Annotated in this window: 15 protein-coding genes; 8 read left to right on the top strand and 7 right to left on the bottom strand. The window is 66.2% G+C overall.

What is annotated here, in order from left to right:
- On the top strand, positions 1–531 hold the full coding sequence (locus GGR90_RS00190; protein ID WP_167918321.1) for a tetratricopeptide repeat protein: 531 nt from the start codon (positions 1–3) through the stop codon (positions 529–531).
- 4 nt (positions 532–535) lie between these two features.
- Here the strand turns inward: GGR90_RS00190 and rsmA are convergent, their stop codons facing one another.
- From rsmA to GGR90_RS00170, 4 genes are all read right to left on the bottom strand, one after another.
- A complete protein-coding gene (rsmA, locus tag GGR90_RS00185; protein ID WP_342449859.1) occupies positions 536–1375 on the bottom strand; it encodes a 16S rRNA (adenine(1518)-N(6)/adenine(1519)-N(6))-dimethyltransferase RsmA in 840 nt (279 codons plus the stop codon).
- Complete coding sequence (pdxA, locus tag GGR90_RS00180) at positions 1372–2391, bottom strand: 4-hydroxythreonine-4-phosphate dehydrogenase PdxA (RefSeq protein ID WP_167918319.1); 1020 nt, start codon at positions 2389–2391, stop codon at positions 1372–1374. The genes rsmA and pdxA overlap by 4 nt, the downstream gene beginning before the upstream one ends.
- Positions 2391–3731 carry a peptidylprolyl isomerase gene (locus GGR90_RS00175; protein ID WP_167918317.1) on the bottom strand — a complete coding sequence of 447 codons (1341 nt, stop codon included), beginning with the start codon at positions 3729–3731 and terminating at the stop codon, positions 2391–2393. Before GGR90_RS00175 ends, pdxA begins: the two co-directional genes overlap by 1 nt.
- 374 nt (positions 3732–4105) lie before the next feature.
- The gene (locus tag GGR90_RS00170) at positions 4106–6319 is read right to left on the bottom strand and encodes an LPS-assembly protein LptD (protein WP_167920725.1); all 2214 of its coding nucleotides are present in this window, start codon (positions 6317–6319) and stop codon (positions 4106–4108) included.
- Positions 6320–6541: 222 nt separating this feature from the next.
- Here GGR90_RS00170 and GGR90_RS00165 point away from each other — a divergent pair, with 222 nt between their 5' ends.
- The 3 genes from GGR90_RS00165 (at position 6542) to ndk (ending at position 9058) form a co-directional block, all read left to right on the top strand.
- Positions 6542–7987 carry a leucyl aminopeptidase gene (locus GGR90_RS00165; protein ID WP_167918315.1) on the top strand — a complete coding sequence of 482 codons (1446 nt, stop codon included), beginning with the start codon at positions 6542–6544 and terminating at the stop codon, positions 7985–7987.
- A 113-nt stretch (positions 7988–8100) separates the two neighbouring features.
- Positions 8101–8550, top strand: a complete 450-nt coding sequence (locus GGR90_RS00160) for a DNA polymerase III subunit chi (protein WP_167918313.1) — start codon at positions 8101–8103, stop codon at positions 8548–8550.
- 85 nt (positions 8551–8635) lie between these two features.
- Entirely contained in the window at positions 8636–9058 is a 423-nt protein-coding gene (gene ndk / locus GGR90_RS00155) for a nucleoside-diphosphate kinase (RefSeq protein WP_167918311.1), read from the top strand.
- 58 nt (positions 9059–9116) lie between these two features.
- On the opposite strand, the gene purN is transcribed toward ndk, so the two are convergent.
- A complete protein-coding gene (gene purN, locus GGR90_RS00150; protein ID WP_167918309.1) occupies positions 9117–10079 on the bottom strand; it encodes a phosphoribosylglycinamide formyltransferase in 963 nt (320 codons plus the stop codon).
- Positions 10080–10184: 105 nt separating this feature from the next.
- Entirely contained in the window at positions 10185–11291 is a 1107-nt protein-coding gene (purM, locus tag GGR90_RS00145) for a phosphoribosylformylglycinamidine cyclo-ligase (protein ID WP_167918307.1), read from the bottom strand.
- Between the two features lie 85 nt (positions 11292–11376).
- Here purM and GGR90_RS00140 point away from each other — a divergent pair, with 85 nt between their 5' ends.
- Genes GGR90_RS00140 through GGR90_RS00125 form a run of 4 tightly spaced genes read left to right on the top strand, consistent with a single transcriptional unit; the run spans position 11377 to position 16943 of the window.
- Positions 11377–12648, top strand: coding sequence for a heavy-metal-associated domain-containing protein (locus tag GGR90_RS00140; RefSeq protein ID WP_167918305.1), 1272 nt, complete (start codon positions 11377–11379; stop codon positions 12646–12648).
- Positions 12648–13292, top strand: coding sequence for an HdaA/DnaA family protein (locus GGR90_RS00135; protein ID WP_167918303.1), 645 nt, complete (start codon positions 12648–12650; stop codon positions 13290–13292). The genes GGR90_RS00140 and GGR90_RS00135 overlap by 1 nt, the downstream gene beginning before the upstream one ends.
- Entirely contained in the window at positions 13283–15451 is a 2169-nt protein-coding gene (locus GGR90_RS00130; RefSeq protein WP_167918301.1) for an RNA degradosome polyphosphate kinase, read from the top strand. The genes GGR90_RS00135 and GGR90_RS00130 overlap by 10 nt, the downstream gene beginning before the upstream one ends.
- A gap of 7 nt (positions 15452–15458) precedes the next feature.
- Positions 15459–16943 carry a Ppx/GppA family phosphatase gene (locus tag GGR90_RS00125; RefSeq protein WP_209023515.1) on the top strand — a complete coding sequence of 495 codons (1485 nt, stop codon included), beginning with the start codon at positions 15459–15461 and terminating at the stop codon, positions 16941–16943.
- On the opposite strand, the gene rnd is transcribed toward GGR90_RS00125, so the two are convergent.
- A complete protein-coding gene (rnd, locus tag GGR90_RS00120; RefSeq protein ID WP_167918299.1) occupies positions 16940–18127 on the bottom strand; it encodes a ribonuclease D in 1188 nt (395 codons plus the stop codon). The genes GGR90_RS00125 and rnd overlap by 4 nt on opposite strands.
- Between the last annotated feature and the right edge of the window lie 58 nt (positions 18128–18185).

The following is an 18185-nucleotide window of genomic DNA, read 5'->3' as shown; positions in this document are numbered from 1 at the left end:
ATGCGCATCAGTTTTCTGGCCGTTGGCGCCGGTCTTGTTCTGGCCAGCCTGCCGACCGCCTCCGATGCCCAGCGCGCCGACAACGACATCTTCCCCCGCTCGATCGCGCTCCAGCAGGAAGGACATCAGGCGCAGGAAGCCGGCGACCTCGACCTTGCGATCGATTTCTATGAATCGGCGCTCGCCGCCGATCCTCGCAACCGGTCGGCGATCATCGCACTGGCGCAGGTCGCGCGCGCACAGGGGCTGCCTGGCAAGGCGATCGGCCTCTATCGCGAGGCGCTGATCCTCGAGCCCAAGGACATTGTCGCGCTGACCGGGCAGGGCGCGGCGCTCGCCGACAAGGGCGCGTTCGAACTGGCGCGCGAAAAGCTCGCCGAGGCCGAGCGCGTTTGCGGCGCCAAATGCCCGCAGGTCGCCGCGCTCGAAAAGACGATCGCATTGAGCGCCTCGAAACGCGTCGTCGCCGCCGAGGCGCTGGTGCCGACGCCGGTCGTCGCGACGGTCAAGCCCGCCACCGGCCAGAACTGAGAAGCTACGCGCCGAGCGCGCGCGCCAGCGCGACCCATTCGCCGACGCCGACCGTCTCCGCGCGCCGCGTCGGGTCGATCCCCAACGCCTCCGCCGCAACGACCGCGCCCTCGACACCCTTCAGACTCTGCCGCAGCATCTTGCGCCGCTGCCCGAAACCTTTCTCGGTGAGCTTCGACAGTAATTTCGGCTCGACGCCCGCGGGCTGATCGCCCGGCGTCACATGGACGATCGCCGACATCACCTTGGGCGGCGGGGTGAAGGCCGAGCGATGCACCTTCATCGCGATCTTCGCGTGCGACCGCCACTGCGCGAGCACCGCGAGCCGGCCATAGGCGTTCGTCCCCACCGGCGCGACGATGCGTTCGGCGACCTCGAGCTGGAACATCAGGGTCAGCGACAGCCAGCGCGGCGGCCACGCCGCGGGCTCGAGCCAGCGCGTGAACAGCGCGGTGCCGACATTATAGGGCAGGTTGGCGACGATATGATAGGGCGCGCCGCCGGTCAGCGCGTCGACGTCGACCGCCATCGCATCGTCGGCGATCACCGTCAGCTGCCCCGGAAACGCCTCCGCCAGCTCGGCGAGCAGCGGCAGGCAGCGATCGTCGCGCTCGACCGCGATCACCTTCGCCCCGGCGCGCAGCAGCGCGCGCGTCAGTCCGCCTGGCCCCGGCCCGACCTCGAACACCGTCGCGCCGTCCAGATCGCCCGGCAGCGCCGCGATCCGGCCGAGCAATTGCTCGTCGAACAGGAAATTCTGCCCCAGCGCCTTGCTCGCCGACAGGCCGTGGGCGCGCACCGTCTCGCGCAGCGGCGGCAGCGGCGTGCGCGGCTGAACCGTCACTTCGCCGGCGCGCAGTTGCGCTCGCGCGCCGTCGCCATGCGCTCGGCCATCGCAATCGCCGCGATCGTCGGCCCGGCGTCGGCCCGGCCGGTGCCCGCGATATTGAAGGCGGTGCCATGGTCGGGGGAGGTACGGATGATCGGCAGCCCGAGCGTCAGATTGACCCCGTCGTGGAAATGCAGCGCCTTGAACGGCGCCAGCGCCTGATCGTGATAGCCGCAGAGCAGCGCGTCATATTGGTCGCGGATGCCGGGGGCGAACAGCGCGTCGGCGGCGAGCGGACCATCGACGATGATCCCGTCCTCGGCCAGCTGGGCGATCGCGGGTTTCATGATCCGCTCCTCCTCGCTGCCGAGCTGGCCGCTCTCGCCCGCGTGCGGGTTGAGCCCGGCAAGCGCGATGCGCGGCGTATCGATGCCGAAATTGCGGCGCAGCCCGCGCACGACGATCCGCGTCTTGGCGACGATGAGCTCGCTCGTCAGCCGCTCGGGCACCTCGGCGAGCGGGATATGCACGGTCAGCGGCACGACGCGCAGCGACGGCCCGGCAAGCATCATCACCGCATTGGTCGCGGTCACGCCGCAGCGTTCGGCGATGAATTCGGTCTGCCCGGGATGGGTGTAGCCGATGCCGTGCAACGCATGTTTCGATACCGATCCGGTGACCAGCGCCGAACTCGCCTGATTGCGCGTCAGCCCGATGCCAGTCTCCAGCGCGTGGAGCGCGCAGGTCGCACCGGCCGGCGTCGGCGATCCGGGGGTCAGCGGGCCGCTGTCCTCGAGGTGCCATACCGGCAGCGCCTCGCCAAAGGTCCGCACGACCTCGTCCATATCGCCGACGCGCGCCACGGGCCCGTCCCATACCGCTTCGATCGCGGCGATGTCGCCGATCGCGACAAAGGGTGGCAGGTTATTTTCGCGGCGCGCGGCCCATGCGCGTGCCGTGACTTCGGGGCCGACCCCGGCCGGGTCACCCATGGTAACCGTGATCGGACGCCGAATGCTCAACTCGGACATCAGCTATATTCGATCACGGCATCCCGGCGCAGGTCGCGCAGATAGCGCTGGGCCCGCTTGTTGACCTTTTCCTCCAGCAGTTTCTGCTCGATCTGTTCGAGGTTCGGTGCCGTCGCGGTCTGCGGCATGTCGCGGCCGCAAAGGACAAGGACGCTGACGCCTTCGTTCGCGGCGCCGAACGGCTGCGTCGTCTGGCCGACCTGGAGGTTGACGAGCGTCGCCTGAAGCGGCGCGGGCAGCGCGCGCATCTCGATATTGTCGCGCGACACGACGCTCGCCCCCAATTGCTGCGCCACCGCGTCGGCGCCGCCGCAGCCGGCGATGGCGCGTGTCGCTTCGGCGAACTTGCCGGCGAGCTCGGATGCCTTTTCCTGCGTCGTCCCGGCCGGGAAATCGAGTGAAATCTGCTTCAGGCTGAGCACCGCGTCGCGCGGGTCGGCGGTGAGCACCTGGCGCCGGTCGATCATCAGCATGATCGAAATGCCGCCGGGCACCTCGACCGGGCCGACGAGCTGGCCGGGCTGCATCTGCGTCGCCGCCTCGCCCATCGACCCTGGCAGTTGCGCGGCCTTCACCCAGCCGAGGTCGCCGCCGACGACCGCGGTCGACGCTTCGGAAAACTGGCGCGCATAGGCGGCAAAGCTGCCGCCCGCCTGCAACGCCTGGATGATCTTCCTGGCGTTTTCGGTGACCGCGGCGATATTGTCGGGGGTCGCCGACAGATAGATTTCGCCAAGGTGGAATTCATCCTGCCCCTTGGACGCTTCCAGCTGCTTGACGATCAGGTCGACCTCGTCGGTCGACACGTTGGTCGTCGACTGGATATTGCGCGACAACAGGCGGTCCCACGCGAATTCGCCGCGGATCTGCTGCTTCACCGCCGCGGCGGACGAGCCTTTCGACGCCAGATACTCCGAAAACTGTTCGGGCGTCTGCTTGAAGCGCGTCGCGAGCCGGGCGAACTGGTCGTTGACGACATTCTCGTCGATCGTGATCTCGGCCGCCTTGGCTTCCTGAATCTGCAACTTCTCGTCGATCAGGTTGCTGAACACCTGATTGCGCAGCCGCTCGATTTCCTCGGGCGGCAGCTCGACGTTGTTGTTCGCGATGCGGATCAGCGCCATGCGCTGTGCGATGTCGGTCGACGTGATGATTTCGCCGTTCACCGTCGCCGACGGGCGATAGACGTTCGGTGTCGCATCGCCGTAAAGCTGTACATTGCCGGGAATGTTGAGGCTGGTCGTCGGCACTTCGCTGTCGGGGACGGTCTGCGCCAGCACGGGCACGGCGCCGACGGCGGCCAAGGCGATCAGGCCGGTCATGGTCGAAAATTTGGTCATCTTTACCCTATTCGAGAAAGTCCGGACGCTCCGTATCAGCGGACACGCCCGATGGTCCAGCGCAATCCGCCATCGGAGCCATTTGATGCCCGTAGATACGTCGCGGACGCTGAACCTAGGGTGAGCGAATGCGAGGCTTTGGGGTGGAGCGGGCGAACGCTAACCCCTCCTCTTCAGAGGAGGGGTAGTGAGACTTGGTCCAGCGCAGCCGGGCCTTTAGTCGAACGGGGTGGTGGTGGCGGCACGCGCACGCCTGGCCGCGCGCACCACCCCGCTGCGACTAGCGAGCAAGTTCGCAAGGCTCGCTACCCCTCCTCTGAAGAGGAGGGGCCGACGCATATTTCGCAAGGGCAAATATCGGCCGGTCCCCGCCCTCAGAACCCCAGATTCCGGAACGCGATCCGGAACGAAAAGCTGTTCCCCCGCCGCGCGTCGCCGGTGTCGGCATAGTCGCGGCGCCAGGTCAGCGCGATCGACAGGCAATCGTCGTCATAGGCGAGGCCGAGCCGGTGTCGAATCGGCTCGAACCCGTCGGCACCGCTCAGCGGATCGTCGCGCTGCTGCGTCAGATCGACGATCGCCGAGCCGAACAGCGACCAATGTTTCGCGAACGCGACGCGCCCGCCCGCCCGCACTTCCTCGCGGTCCTGCAAATCTTCGCCGAGCAGCAAGATGTCGCGGTTCAGCCGCGAATAGCCGACCACGGCATAGGTCGATCGGCTGCCGATCGTCGCGTCGAATTCGTTGCGGCGGACCGCGAGATTATCCTTGTCGAGCCGGTAGCGGTGGGTGAGGCGCAGGAAATCCCTGTAGGCGATCGTCGTTCGCCCGACGATGTCCGACGAGCGGTCGGTCAGGCCGGTGCCGTCGGGGAACAGGCTGGGCTTGTCGGTCAGGCGATAGCTTTGCCCGACGATGCTGTTGATGTTGAACCCCGGCCGGCTGTAATTCCATTCGAGGCCATAGGTGATGCGCGCGCCATCCTCGAACCGGTCGTGACCGTTAAAGCGGTTGATCGCGAAGAGGTTGCTGTCCTCGAGGTCGAAGGCGCGCGAATCCTCGTTCGGAATGTCGAGATTCTTGATCGGCGGGGTCGCCACCACCTGGACGCGCGGGGTCAGCGTCTGCGTGCCGCCGGCGAATTCGCCGATGAACGGCCAGCGCATATCGGCGGCCACCGCGGCGATCGCGCGCGCCTGCCAGCCCGACTTGCCGCGATAGCCGGGGATCGCGGTCAGCAGATTCTCGTCGCTGTGATAGACGTCGCCGCGCACCAGCGCGGTCAGGGTGACTTCTTGCCCCAGCCCGGTCAGCCCGCGCAAATTCCATTGCGCGCCGGCAAAGGCGCGCTGCGTATCCTGCCCCGCGGTGCGGCCGATCGCGAGCGTGTTCAGTTGCAGTTCGAACTGGCCGCCGAAGATCGGATCGTCGAGCCGCTGGCGGTAATCGATGATCGGCAGCGCGATCGGCTGCTGGCCCTGAATATCGTTGACGCGCAGCGTCTGCGTCGCCCAGCCGGCGATCGAGAGATAGGAATTGCTGCCGATCCGTTCGAGCTCGAAGGTCGAGCGCAGCCGGTCGTCGCGGCTGATGTCATAGCGGCGCATGAAAGTGCGGTCGGTCGCGACGCGCCCCGAATAGGTAAGGCTCCAGCGCGGGTCGAACTGGAACTTGCCCGCGCTCTCCAGATAGCCGCGAAACCGTTTCTGTGTATCGGGGGCCTCGCCGACCAACGGGACGAGCGAGCCATAGGTCGCATAGCCGTTGATCCGGAACGACCCGATATCGGTCAGCGCGCGGAACTCGCCTTCCAGCATCGGCGCCGCGTCGGTGTAGACGTGCGGCGTGATCGTCATATCGCGATCGGGGGCGATGCGCAGATAATAGGGGACCGCGATCTCGAAGCCGTTGCTGCGGTCGAGCCGGATTTCGGGGACCAGGATGCCGCTGCTCGGTTCGTTGTTGATCGAATGGCTGAGGCCGGGCAGCGGGATCAGCGGCAGGCCGAAAATCTCGATCCGCGCGCCCTTGTAGCGAACCTTGTTTTTCGCCCTGTCGTAAAGCACGCGAACGGCGCGGACCTGCCAGCTCGGATTCTTCGGGCAGCCTTCGTCGTCCTCGACCGGGCAGGGGGTATAGGCGGCATTCTCCAGCTCGATATTGCCGTTGTCGAAGCGCGTGCCCTTGACCGCGGCGAGGCGCGATCCGTTGTCGAGCACGACGAGCAGATTTTCGACGACGCCGTCGCGCAGAGTATCAGTCAGTTCGATCTTGTCCCCATAGGCGATGTCGCCTTCGGGGTTCTTGATCATGACATTACCCTCGGCGAACACTTGCCCCGTCTGCCGGTTCCACGTCACCTTGTCCGCGCGCATCTCGATCGCTTCGCGGTTCATCTGGACATTGCCCTCGGCGACGACGACCTCGCTGTCGCCGTCGTAATTGAGGTTGTCCGCGGCAAAACCGATTTGCTGCTCGCTCGCGGTATCGGGCGCGTCGGATGTCGTCGGGACGACGTCGGGGGTCTGGAGGTCGGGCGTTCCCGCCGCCTCTTCGGTCGGGGTCGATTCTTCGCTGGTCTGGGCCATCACCGGACAGGTGGCCAGCGCGACGCCGCTCGCAGTCGCGAGCCAGAACGGCCGCGCACGCGCCGTTTGTTGGAACAAAGCCCAGCTCATTTAATCCCTTTGTCCCGAACCTTGAATTGATGCGTCCCGGCTTGGACCGGCCGCTTTGTTTTTGCAACTCGCAGGCGAAACCCCTATCGGTCCGCCACGTTCCAATCAATCATCGCATAAGAAAGTTAAGGCATGGACATTCAGTTTGTCGCGCAAATCGATGCGTCTGCCGACGTCGTCGCATTTCCGGTCCGCAAGGGCGAAGCCGGGGCGCTCGGCGCACTGCTCGGTGCGGCCGCGGCGCAAGCGCGCTTCGACGGCGCGGCGGGCACGATCGCGGAGACCGCGGCGATCGACGGCGCGCAGGCGAAACGCCTGCTGCTCGTCGGCATCGGCGAGGGTGGCGAGCAGGATCTCGAACGCGGCGGCGCGGCGCTGACGGCGAAGCTCCAGACGAGCGGCGTTGCCGAGGTCCATGTCGATTTCGCGAGCACGGGGCAGAGCGACCCCGACGATGTCCTCGCCTTCGCGATGGGCGCGCGGCTGCGCAACTGGCGCCTCGACACCTATCGCACGCGCCTCGCCGACAAGGCGAAGCCGAGCCTCAAGACGGTGACGATCGCCTCGCCGCACGGCGACCTTTCGGATCGCTGGGCGGCGAACGAAGCGATCGCCGAGGGCGTGGCCCTCACTCAGACGCTCGTCGCCGAGCCGCCGAACATCCTCTATCCCGAAAGTTTCGTCGAACGCTGCCAGCACCTCGCCGACCTCGGCGTCGAATTGGAAATACTCGACGAACGCCAGATGAAGGCGCTCGGCATGGGCGCGCTGCTCGGCGTCGCGCAGGGCTCGACGCGCCCGCCGCGGCTGCTCGCGATGCGCTGGAACGGCGGCAATCCGGGCGACGCGCCCGTCGTCTTCATCGGCAAGGGCGTCACCTTCGACACCGGCGGCATCAGCCTCAAGCCCGGCGCGGGCATGGACATGATGAAGTGGGACATGGGCGGCGCGGGCGCCGTCGCGGGCGCGATCAAGGCGATCGCCGGCCGCAAGGCGAAGGCGAATGTCGTCGGCGTCGTCGGCCTCGTCGAGAATATGCCCGACGGCAATGCGATGCGCCCGGGCGACATCGTCACCACCATGTCGGGCCAGACGGTCGAGGTGCTCAACACCGACGCCGAGGGCCGCCTTGTCCTTTGCGACGCGATCAGCTGGGCGCAAAAGGCCTATGATCCCAAGGTGATCGTCGATCTCGCGACGCTGACCGGCGCGATGGTGATCTCGCTCGGCCACGAATATGCGGGCATCTTCGCCAACGACGACAAGCTCGCCGCCGACCTGCTCGCCGCGGGCGACGCGAGCGATAACAAGCTCTGGCGCTTCCCGCTCTCGCCCGCCTACGACAAGCTGATCGACAGCCCGATCGCCGACATGAAGAATATCGGCCCGCGCGAAGGCGGTTCGATCACTGCGGCACAGTTCCTCAAGCGCTATGTCGAGGACGGCGTCGCCTGGGCGCATCTCGACATCGCGGGCATGGCGTGGGGCGACAAGGACGGCCCGGTCTATGCCAAGGGCGCGACGGGCTACGGCGTCCGCCTGCTCGACCGCTATATCGCCGCCAATCACGAGGGATGATGTTTTCCAATGCTCGTCATTGCGAGGAGCGAAGCGACGCGGCGATCCAGGGGCGGCATGAACCCGCTCTGGATTGCTTCGCTCCGCTCGCAATGACGAAGGTCGATTAAACGATGCCGCGCATCGACTTCTACCGGCTGACCCGCGACCCGGTCGAACGGGTGCTCCCCGCGCTCGCGACGCGCATCCTTGCGAACGGCGACCGCCTGCTGGTGGTCGCCGCCTCGGCGATGCGGCGGCAGGCGATCGACGAGGCGCTGTGGACGCTGAACCGCGCGAGCTTCCTGCCGCACGGCCACGCGGGCTCGCCCGACGAGGCGATCGAGCCGATCCTGATTTCGGGCACGCTCGACCCCTCGCCGCCGAACCGCGCCAGCCTCCTCGCCCTCGCCGACGGCGAATGGCGCGACGAGGCGCTGGGGTTCGAGCGCACCTTCCTGCTTTTCGACAACAGCCGCATCGACGACGCCCGCGCCTTGTGGCGCGCGCTCGCCGCGCGCGAGGATGTCGACAACCGCTTCTGGAAACAGGACGAAAGCGGCCGCTGGTCCGAAGGGCCGTAGCGCCCGCGCGCTCTATCCTTGCGATACGGCGAAAGCGCGGCTAGAGGCGCGCGCATCATATAACATAGCACACAGGAGCTTTCCCATGGCGGTTACCCGCACCTTCTCGATCATCAAGCCCGACGCCACGCGTCGCAACCTGACCGGCGCGGTCACCAAGATGCTCGAGGACGCCGGCCTTCGCGTCGTCGCGTCGAAGCGCATCCACATGACCCGCGAGCAGGCCGAAGGCTTCTACGCGGTTCACAAGGAACGCCCCTTCTTCGGCGAACTCGTCGATTTCATGATCAGCGGCCCCGTCGTCGTCCAGGTCCTGGAAGGCGAAAACGCGATGCAGGCGAACCGCGACATCATGGGCGCGACCAACCCCAAGGACGCAGCTCCCGGCACGATCCGCAAGGAACTCGCCGAAAGCATCGAAGCGAACAGCGTCCACGGTTCGGACAGCGACGAGAATGCCGCGATCGAAATCGCCTATTTCTTCAAGCCCGAAGAAATCGTCGGCTAAGCCAATAGGCAAAACCGAAAAGAAGAGGCCGCCGGAGCGATCCGGCGGCCTTTTTTTGTCAAAACTCGTCCGCCACGCCCATCAGCCCCGCGAGCTTCTTCGGCGCGACCGCGAGCCAGCTCTTGCGCAGCCATTCGCCGACCGCGTCCCAGTCGGTGTCGCCCAGATCGAGGCGGATGCCGATCCAGCCGTCGCCGAAATAGGCCGGCCGGTAATAGCGATCTTCGTCGAGCTCGATCAGCGCCGCCTGCTCGTCGGCGCCGCTGATCTTGACGAGGATTGCGACCTTGCCCCCCTCTTTACTATTTGGGCCATGATGATCCTCGGTGAAATAGGCGAATTTCTTTCCCTTCGCGATCCCGAAGCAGGGCATGCCGTGCGACACCACCTCATCGGCCTCGGGCAATGCCATCGCGAGTTCGCGCACCCGGCCGCGCAAGAACTCGGGCGACCGCTCGCGCATCACGAACGCCGCGAGCGTGGCGGGATAAAGCTGATGCTCGGCGAACTGCACCCGCCGCGCGAGGCTCTCGACCGTATCGCCGGGGATGATCGCGACCGGCGTCTGGGCGAGAACCGGCCCTTCATCGACGCCCGGCGTCACGATGTGCACGCTGCACCCGCCGAAGCGGTCGCCCGCCTCGATGGCTTGGCTGTGCGTGTTCAGCCCTTTGTAGAGCGGCAGCAGGCTCGGGTGGATATTGATCATCTTGCCCGTCCAGCGGCCGACGAAATCATCCGAAAGAATACGCATATAGCCGGCGAGCGCGATGAACTCGGCGCCCGCCGCGCGCAACTGCTCATCGACCAGCATGTCGAACGCGTCGCGGTTAATGCCCTTGTGCGTGCGCGCCCACGTCGCGATGCCCTCGGCCTCGGCGATCTTCAGCCCCGCCGCGTCGGGGTCGTTGCTCGCGACGAGCACCAGTTCATAGGGGCAGGTTTCGGCCTTCGCCGCATAAAGCAGCGCCGCCATATTGGTGCCGGCACCCGAAACCAGGACGGCGACCTTGGCTTTCACAGAGACGCCGCCGAAAAATAGGGACAGTCCCTATTTATTGTCGTCCGTCGGCGATTCTCGAAAACGGCACATGCCCAATAAATAGGGACTGTCCCTATTTTTAGCTCACCCCGCATGCGTCGCGCTCCATGCGCCCATCGCGCTCCACGTTTCGGCGCTGCCGGTCACGGTGCAGCCCTTTTCGCCCTCGGCGATATGGCCGATGCGGAACACCGTCTCGCCCGCGGCTTCGAGCGCCGCCGTAACCTCGGCGACATCGCCCTCGGCAACCACCACCGCCATGCCGATCCCGCAATTGAACGTGCGCGCCATTTCCTCGGGCTCGATATTCCCCTGCGCCTGCAGATACGCCATCAGCCGCGGCTGCTCCCACGCGTCGGCATCGACATGCGCGTGCAAGGTCTTCGGCAGGATGCGCGGAATATTCTCGAGCAGCCCGCCGCCGGTGATATGCGCCAGCGCATGGATCTGGCCGGTCTTCACCAGCGGCAGCAGGCTCTTCACATAGATACGCGTCGGCGCCATCAGCGCGTCGATCAGCAGGATAGTCTGGTCGAACAGGGCGGGGCGATCGAGCTTCCACCCTTTGTCGGCCGCGAGCCGGCGCACGAGCGAAAAGCCGTTCGAATGCACCCCCGACGAGGCGAGGCCGAGAATCACGTCGCCCGCCGCGAGTTTGTCGGCGGTCAGCACCTGATCGCGCTCGACCGCACCGACGCAGAATCCGGCAAGATCGTAATCGCCGTCCGAATACATGCCCGGCATCTCGGCGGTCTCGCCGCCGATCAATGCGCAGCCGGCTTGCTTGCATCCCTCGGCGATGCTCGCGACGACTTCGGTCGCGACGTCGTTGTCGAGCTTGCCCGTCGCATAATAATCGAGGAAGAACAAAGGCTCGGCACCCTGCACGATCAGATCGTTCGCGCACATCGCGACAAGATCGATGCCGACCCCGTCATGCTTGCCCGATTCGATCGCGAGTTTGAGCTTGGTGCCGACGCCGTCATTCGCCGCGACGAGCAGGGGATCGTTGAACCCCGCCGCCTTCAGGTCGAAAAAGCCGCCGAACCCGCCCAGATCGGCGTCGGCGCCGGGGCGGCGCGTCGCACGGGCGAGCGGGGCAATGGCACGGACCAGCGCGTTGCCGGTCTCGATCGATACGCCGGCCTGCGCATAAGTGTAGGAGCCGGGTTGGTTGTGCTTGGAATCCATGGCCCGCGCGACTAACGCTTCCGGCCGACAAATGCCATGATTTCCTTGTCGGGGCCCGCGCTTTTGGGCAAAGCATAGAGAAGATATGATTTCGGCTGCTTTCCCCCGCTTCGCGCCCCGTCTGACCCTCGATGCCTTTCGCCCGCGCGATTGGCGCTGGGCCGCGCTCTTCGGCCTTTTCTTCGCCATCCTGCTCGCCGGCATCGTCGACGGACAGATCACCCGCGGCGACCGCGGCATCACTCCGATCAACAGCAGCGGCGATTTCCTCGCCAGCGGTATCCTCGTCGACGTCACCGGCGACAATGCCGACGACGCGCGCTCAAAGGGCTGGCGCGAGGCGCAGCGCAAGGGCTGGGCGCAGCTCTATCGCAGGCTGAACGGCACCGACGGCCCCGCGCTCACCGATTCGGTGCTCGACGGCATCGTCACCTCGATCGTCATCGAGGAAGAACAGATCGGCCCGCGCCGCTATGTCGCCAGGCTCGGTATCCAGTTCGACCGCGTTCGTGCGGGGCAGATATTGGGGGTCAGCGGCCGCACGCTCCGTTCGCCGCCCTTGCTCGTGATTCCGGTCTATTCGATCGACGGCATCCGGCAGGTGTTCGAACAGCGCAGCGCCTGGCAGCGCGCCTGGGCCGAATATAATACGGGGCAGAGCGCGATCGACTATGTCCGCACCGCGGGCACCGGCGCCGACACGCTGCTGATCAACGCGGGACAGACCGGCCGCCGCGGCCGCGTCTGGTGGCGCGTGATCCTCGATCAATATGGCGCCGCCGACGTGCTCGTGCCGATGGCGCGCGTCGAATATTCCTATCCCGGCGGGCCGATCAAAGGCATTTTCACCGCGCGCTTCGGCCCCGACAGCAAGCTGATTTCCAGCTTCACCATGACGGGGCCGAGCCCTGCGGCGCTGCCCGACATGATGGAAAAGGCGGTCGCGCGGATGGACCGCATCTATACCGACGCGCTCACCGCCGGCGTCCTCAAGACCGATACCTATCTCGTCCTCGAAAAACCGGTCGAAAGGGAAGATTTGCCCGAAGAGGTTGCGACCGAAGAAGAGATACTGCCCAGCGAGATCGACGGCAGCGTGCCGGTCACCCTCGCCGCAGGCGTGCAAAGCTTCACCATTCAATACAGCTCGCCCGACGTCGATTCGGTCACCGCGACCGAACGCGCCGTCGCCGGCGCCGCGGGCGTCCAGTCGGCTTCGACCACCAGCCTCGCGCTCGGCGGCATGTCGGTGATGCGCGTGACCTTCCGCGGTGACATCGCGGCGCTGAGCGCGGCGCTCGCGGCGCGCGGGTTCAACGTGCAGGAAGGCGGCGGTCAGCTCAGGATCAGCCGCTGATGGGACAGATCGCGCTACCGCTCGACTGGAGTGCGGGCGGCTCGAACGACGGCCCGCTGATCGTCGGCACCAGCAACGCCGACGCCGTGCGCTATTTGCGCCACGTCGCGACGTGGCCCGTTCGCACGGCGGTGCTCACCGGGCCACGCGGCTCGGGGCGCAGCCTGATGGGCCGCCTTTTCGCGCGCGAAACCGGCGGCCGCGTCATCGACGGGCACGACAGCGTTTCCGAAGAAGAGATTTTCCACGCCTGGAATGCTGCGCAGGCGAGCGGCACGCCGCTGCTGATCATCGCCGATGCCCCGCCGTCCGACTGGAATGTCGCGCTTCCCGACCTCCGTTCGCGCCTCGCCGCCGTCCCCGTGCTCGCGATCGGCGAGCCCGACGACTGCCTTGCCCGCGACCTGATCGAGGCACTGTTCGCGCAGCGCGGCGTGGCATTGGCACCGGGCGTTGCCGCCTATATCGTACCGCGGATGGAACGCAGCTATGCGATGATCCATCGCGTCGTCGCGGCGCTCGACGCCGCCTCGCTCGAAAAAAAGGGCGGCATCACCATTCGTCTTACGCGTGAAACATTACTGTCACAGGGGCTGATCGATCCCGATTTGCTCGAAAGGCAGGATGAAGCACAATGTCGATAGCCGGCGGCTCCTTACGCGCAGATAATGACGCCGATACGACGGCCCCTTCCTTCGGTCCCGAACGCTTCTTCAACCGCGAACTCTCGTGGCTCGCCTTCAACCGGCGGGTGATGGAGGAAGCGCGCAATCCCGCGCATCCGCTGCTCGAACGCCTCCGCTTCCTGTCGATTTCGGGCAGCAACCTCGACGAATTCTTCATGGTCCGCGTCGCGGGTCTGAAGGGCCAGCAGTTGCAGGGGATCGACGATCCCTCGGCCGACGGCCGCTCGCCGGGACAGCAGCTTGCCGAGATCGAGGCCGAGGTGCACCGCCTCGTCGACCAGCAGCAGAGCGAATGGCAGCTGCTCCACCGTCAGCTCGCCGAACAGGGCATCGTCGTTCACGGCGCGGGGTCGGACAAGGAGGCGCTTCGCAGGGCGCTGCGCCAATATTTCATCGATCAGATTTTTCCGATCCTGACCCCGCAGGTGCTCGATCCGGCGCACCCCTTTCCCTTCATCCCCAACCGCGGCCTTGGCGTTATCTTCGACCTTCAGCGCAAGGCGAGCGGGGACACGGTGCGCGAACTGGTGATGATCCCGGCCTCGCTGGCGCGCTTCGTGCCGGTTCCCGGCGAGCCGCGCGCCTTCGTGCCGATCGAATATCTGATCGAACTGTTCGGCGACCTGCTGTTCCCTGGTTTCACGATTCGCTCGCTCGGCGTGTTCCGCATCATCCGCGACAGCGACATCGAGCTTGAGGAAGAGGCCGAGGATCTCGTCCGCCTGTTCCGCACCGCGATCCGCCGTCGCCGCCGCGGCCGCGTGATCCTGATGGAACTCGAAGCCGATATGCCGGCCGAAATCGCCGAGGTGCTGGGCTCCGATATTCAGGGGCATGAGGCGATCGTTGCCAAGATCGGCGGTTTCATCGGCCTCGCGGCGCTGTCGGCGCTCGTCGACGTCGACCGCCCCGACCTCAAATTCCCCGCTTACTCGCCGCGCTTCCCCGAACGAATCCGCGAACATGGCGGCGATTGTTTCGCGGCGATCCGCTCGAAGGACATCCTCGTCCATCACCCCTATGAGAGCTTCGACGTCGTTCTCTCCTTCCTCCGCCAGGCCGCGGCCGATCCCGAAGTCGTCGCGATCAAGCAGACGCTCTATCGCGCCGGCGACCAGTCGCCCGTAATCCGCGCGCTGATCGAGGCGGCCGAAGCGGGCAAGTCGGTGACCGCGGTCGTCGAACTCAAGGCGCGTTTCGACGAGGAGCAGAATCTCCTCTGGGCGAACCAGCTCGAACGCGCGGGCGTGCAGGTCGTCTACGGCTTCATCGAGTGGAAGACGCACGCCAAGATTTCGATGGTCGTGCGCCGCGAAGGGCAGGGCTATCGCACCTATTGCCACTTCGGCACGGGCAATTATCACCCGGTCACCGCGCGCATCTATACCGATCTCAGCTTCTTCACCGCCGATCCGCGTGCGGGGCGCGATGCGGCGCAGCTCTTCAACTATATCACCGGCTATGTCGAACCCGAACGGCTCGACCTCGTCACCATGTCGCCGCTCAACATGCGCGCGCATCTTTGCGATCTGATCGACGCCGAAACCGCGGCGGCGAGGTCGGGGCGGCCGTCGGGCGTCTGGGCCAAGATGAACAGCCTCGTCGATCCCGACATCATCGACAAGCTGTACGAAGCCAGCGCGGCGGGGGTGCCGATCGAGCTGATCGTGCGCGGCATCTGCTGCCTGCGCCCCGGCGTGGCCGGGCTTTCCGAAACGATCCGCGTCAAATCGGTCGTCGGCCGCTTCCTCGAACATAGCCGCGTCTGGGCTTTCGCCAACGGCGCGCTATTGCCGCACCGCGCGGCGAAGCTCTATATCTCAAGCGCGGACTGGATGCCACGCAACTTCGACCGCCGCGTCGAATATATGATCCCGATCGACAATCCGACCGTCCACGATCAGATATTGGATCAGGTGCTCGTCGCGAACCTCATCGACAATGAACAAAGCTGGATCCTGCAGCCCGACGGCACCTCCGAGCGTGTGGAACCTGGAGACAAGCCTTTCAATTTACACCATTATTTTATGAACAACCCGTCGCTGTCGGGCCGCGGCACCGCGCTCCACAAGCGCCAGGACGTCCCCACGCTCGCCTTCGATATGCGTGAAGATTGAGAAGAGGTTGAATTTCCTGCGCACCAAACAAGCGGTCAGCCGATCCGCCGTCATCGACATCGGCTCCAACTCGGTGCGGATTGTCGTCTATGAAGGCCCGGCGCGCGCGCCCGCGGTGATCTTCAACGAAAAGGTCGCCGCCGGCCTCGGCCGCGGCCTCGCGATCGACGGCCGCATCGCGCCCGAGGATGCGACACGCGGCCTCGTCGCGCTCCGCCGCTACGCGCTGCTCGCGCAGCATATGGACGTGAAGTCGGTCCAGTGCGTCGCCACCGCTGCTGTGCGCGACGCGGCGAACGGCCCCGACTTCATCGCCGCCGCGGCCGAGGCCGGGCTCGACATCCGGCTGCTCTCGGGCGAGGAGGAGGCCGAAGCCGCCGGGCATGGCGTGCTTTCGGCGATTCCCGACGCGCATGGCATCGCGGTCGATTTGGGGGGCGGCAGCCTCGAACTGGCCGAAGTGTCGGATGGCCGGGTCGGCCGCTGCGCGTCCTTTCCGCTCGGCGTGCTCCGCTTGCCGGCGCTGCGCCAGGGTGGCGAGCAGGCGTTCGAGCGCGCGATCCGCAAGATGCTCCGCACCGCCGGCTGGCCCGGCGAGGGGCTGACCGGGCTGCCGCTCTACCTCGTTGGCGGTTCGTGGCGTGCGCTCTCGCGCCTCGACCTCGAACTCACCAAGGACCCGCTCGCGGTGCTCGACCAGCACACGCTGCCACGCAGCGCGCTCCGCCGCCTGATCCGCGCGACCAAAAGGCTGAATTTCGAGGAATTGCGCGCGATTCCCGGCATGGCGTCGAACCGCGCGGCCGCCTTGCCCGATGCCGCGGCGCTGCTTGCGGCGCTCGTCAACATCCTCGAGGTCCCCGAAATGACCGTTTCGTCATCGGGCCTTCGCGAAGGATTGCTCTATCAAGCGCTCGATGCCGAGACGCGCGCGCAGGATCCTCTGATCGTCGCCGCCGAATTCGAGGGTCGCCGCCTTGCGCGTTTCGCGCCGCACGGCCGCGCGATCGCCGACTGGATCGCGCCGCTCTTTGCCGATGAAGCGCCGGCCGACAGCCGCGTCCGCCTCGCGGCGAGCCTGCTCAGCGACGTCGCCTGGTCGGCGAACCCCGATTTCCGCGCCGAACGCGGCACCGAGATCGGCCTGCACGGCAACTGGCGCAGCATCGACATTCCGGGACGTATCCTCCTCGCGCGCGCGCTTTACGCCGGCTTCGGCGGCGCCGACGCCGAATTTCCCGCGATGGGCACGCTCGTTTCGCCGGAAAGACTGGCGCGCGCGCGGCAATGGGGTCTCGCGATCCGCCTCGCCCAGCGGCTGACCGGCGGGGTCGAGGCGCCGCTCAAGGCGAGCGGGATCGCGCTCGTCGATGGCAGGTTGCGGCTGTCCCTCGACGCCGGCTGGCATCATCTGGCGGGCGAATCGGTCGAGCGCCGCCTCCGCGTCCTCGCGCAGGCACTCGATGCGAAACCGGAACTGGTGCTGGTTTAAACCGCGGCCGCGGTCGCCGCGTCGATCTCGCTCATCACCAGCTTGCCGTTGACGACGGCAAAGCCCATGCGTCCCTCGACAAGATCGAGCGCGGCGTGGCCGAACACGTCGTAGCGCCAGCCCTCCATCATCTGGATGCCGTTCCGCGCCCCGGCGGCCAGCGCCTCGAGATCGTCGCTGCGCGCGATCAGCCGCGCCGCGACATTGAGCTCGCGCGCCCGGATCTTGAGCAGCAGCTTCAAAAGGTCGGCCACCAACGTGCCTTCCTTGCCGAGCCCCGGGCCGCGCGGCGCGCGTTCCGGCATGTCGTCCTTCGACATCGGCTTGGCGTTCGCGATCGCGTCCATCAGCCGGCCGCCGATGTCGTTGGTGCGCCATGTCGCCGACAATCCGCGGACGCGGCCGAGCCCGTCCTGATCCTTCGGCGGATGCGCGGCAAGGTCGGCGAGCGTCTCGTCCTTGACGATCCGGCCGCGGGGCAGATTCTTGTTCCGCGCCTCGCGCTCGCGCCAGGCGGCGAGCGCCTGCAGCCGGCCGAGCACGTCGGTCTTGCGCGTCGGAATCTTGATCCGTTGCCACGCCTTGTCGGGGTCGACGCTGTAGTTGGCCGGATCGGCAAGCTTTTCCATTTCCTCGTCGAGCCAGTGGCCACGGCTGGTCTTGATCAGCTTGTCGAGCATCATCGGGAAAATCTTTGCGAGGTGCGTGACGTCGCCGATCGCATAGTCGATCTGGCGCTTGTCGAGCGGACGGCGGCTCCAGTCGGTAAAGCGCGCGCCCTTGTCGAGTTGCAGCCCGATCCACGCTTCGACGAGGTTCGAATAGCCGACCTGTTCGGCCTGACCCAGCGCCATCTGGCCGATCTGGGTGTCGAAGATCGGGTGCGGGGTCTTGCCGGTCAGGTTGAAGATGATTTCGACATCCTGTCCGCCCGCGTGAAAGACTTTCAGCATGTCCTCGTTATCGACGAGCAGGTCGAGCAATGGCTTGAGGTCGATGCCCGGCGCCATCGGGTCGATCGCCGCGGCATGCTCGCGGTCGGCCACCTGGATCAGGCAAAGCTCTGGCCAGAAGGTGTTTTCGCGCATGAATTCGGTATCGACCGCGATGAAATCGCTGTTCCCGATAAGGTCGCAGAATTCGACGAGCGCGGCGTTGGTTTCGATCAACGGATGGACTTGCATAGCGCGCCTATACAGCTAGTTGAGGGGAACGGGCAGGAAAAATTGAACAGGCCTTCCC

Origin of the sequence: Sphingopyxis italica (assembly GCF_011926545.1) — a bacterium.
Taxonomy (GTDB): domain Bacteria; phylum Pseudomonadota; class Alphaproteobacteria; order Sphingomonadales; family Sphingomonadaceae; genus Sphingopyxis; species Sphingopyxis italica.
Note: the sequence above shows the minus strand (reverse complement) of the source record. Positions and strands in the feature narration are given on the sequence as shown.